The 1,848-nt window shown below is 66.0% G+C and carries 1 protein-coding gene; it reads right to left on the reverse strand.

Features of this window, described 5'->3' with window-relative positions; all coding sequences use genetic code 11:
- Positions 1-261 precede the first annotated feature (261 nt).
- Positions 262-1,353, reverse strand: a complete 1,092-nt coding sequence (locus EU513_RS15555; protein WP_129627789.1) for a hypothetical protein — start codon at positions 1,351-1,353, stop codon at positions 262-264.
- Between the last annotated feature and the right edge of the window lie 495 nt (positions 1,354-1,848).

Genomic DNA, 1,848 nt, shown 5'->3' on the forward strand with positions numbered 1-1,848 from the left:
GACCTGGGTGACCATGAGGTTGGCGAGGGCGACGAGATGCCACTTGTCGACTGCGATCCGCGCGTCCGGCAGGGCGGTGCGGATCCCGGATCGACAGGTACAACAGCGCCCGCCCGCACACCCGCCTCGGCAACGCCCCACCCGCCGAGTACGAGGCAGCGCACTGCGCTGAGCCCACCAAGTCATCGCGACCGGCAATGACACCTGCATAGACGTGGCATCAACGCGTAGATGTTTCAGTTCTTCTGTGCTGGGGCTGTGTCAGGTGCTGGACCGGGTGTAGGCAGCGGCGCGCACCACATCTTCGTCCTCCAGTCCTGCTCCTAGTGCTCCGCCCACGGTGGCCAGGCTGGCGGTGAGCCAGCTGATCTTCGCGTAGTCCAAAGCGTTCACTGGGTGACCGGCGACACCGGCCAGTACCTGCTCGTCGATGAGCAGCAGCGCGCCGACCCAGGACAGGATGAATAAGACGAGGTAGAACATCACAACCCCGATGGCCACGGTCGCGGTGGTGGCCAAATTGAACAGGATCACCTGCTCACGTTGGGCTCGCCGCCGTGGGCGCTCCCACAAGTCGGCTCCCAGGATCAGGGTGGCACTCACCGCCCCGATCGCCATCACCGCCAGCAGGACCAGGCGCACCGGCCCGTAGGCCATGGCCAGTACCCATAGGTCCGAGGCCACCAATGTCAGCATGCCGGTGGCCGCTGCCACGACCAGCGCCCGGGAGAGCCGGGCCACGAAGGCCCAAGGCTGGTTGGCGCGGATCATGCCCAGCAGCAACCGCACGTTGCCGCTCAGCACTCGGGCCGTGAACTGCACGACGTTGTCGTCCGGGCGTTCGTCGAGATCGGTGGACAGCTGGTGGGCTCTTCGAGCAAGATCCCGCTGGGCGTTGAGGTCTTCGGCGTCGTAGCCCAGGAGCTGCCCGACCACGTGCACGGTGGTCTCTTGCACCTTCTGCCGCACGTGCACGGCTCCCAGGGCTGGGACGGAGACCAGTCCTACCCCGTGCACGGGGCTGAGCTGGGTGAGCACCGGACGTCGGCCGGTCTTCAGGCGGATCTCGGTGAGCACCACGGCCAAATCCCAGTTGTCCTCCAGCACGCGGTTTCGGGCCGCCTCCAGCAGGTCCAAGGTCTCGGTGGGTGGATCGACCAGCCGGTCTTCGGCCATCTTCAGTTGCCAGCGCACTCCCGGATACCGCTGCACCAAAATCTTGCGCACCGAGGTGGTGACCTCGGGGCCGAGCACCGCACTCAGGGATGGTGAGACCACCAGGCCGATGAGCAGCTCGGCATCGGAAAGGGGTTCGGCAGGATCGGCGGTGGATCGGCAACGCTCAGCAGTCACCGCTCCATGATGAGGCAACCACGGGCCGGATTGCCACTGGCTCGATGGAGCCCCCAAGGTTTCGTGCAGCACCGCGGGCCGGATTCGGTGGTCGCCTCGATCCCGGAAAGAGCGGTGCTGCTCACTGCGAAATCCTCTCTCCGCCGACGCCGCCAGCGCGAAGACATCACAGCCAGCGGGCCCGGGACCTGCCGGTGTCGAGGACGGCTTCTCGATGATGCTGCAGTGACGGATCGGTTGAAGTGCTTCGGCGGTGTGAGAGCAGTGATCAGCGTGGGGCCGGTCGATTCCGTTCGGACAGGTGATGCATCGACTGCCCAGCGGCAGGTGCGGTACTGATGCGGGGGTACCCGGTGCAGGGGTGTCAAGGCCCAGCTCCGAAGACGGCAAGCCGGGCACGTGAAAGGCGAATTATGGCCCGCCGCAACCCGAGCGGGAAGGCATGTGTGGCACGAGGCGCCGAAGACGGGCCGGGCGTCTACTGCAGAGATAAAT

The sequence above is a fragment of the Yimella sp. RIT 621 genome, assembly GCF_004146205.1.
Classification (GTDB): Bacteria; Actinomycetota; Actinomycetes; order Actinomycetales; family Dermatophilaceae; genus Yimella; species Yimella lutea.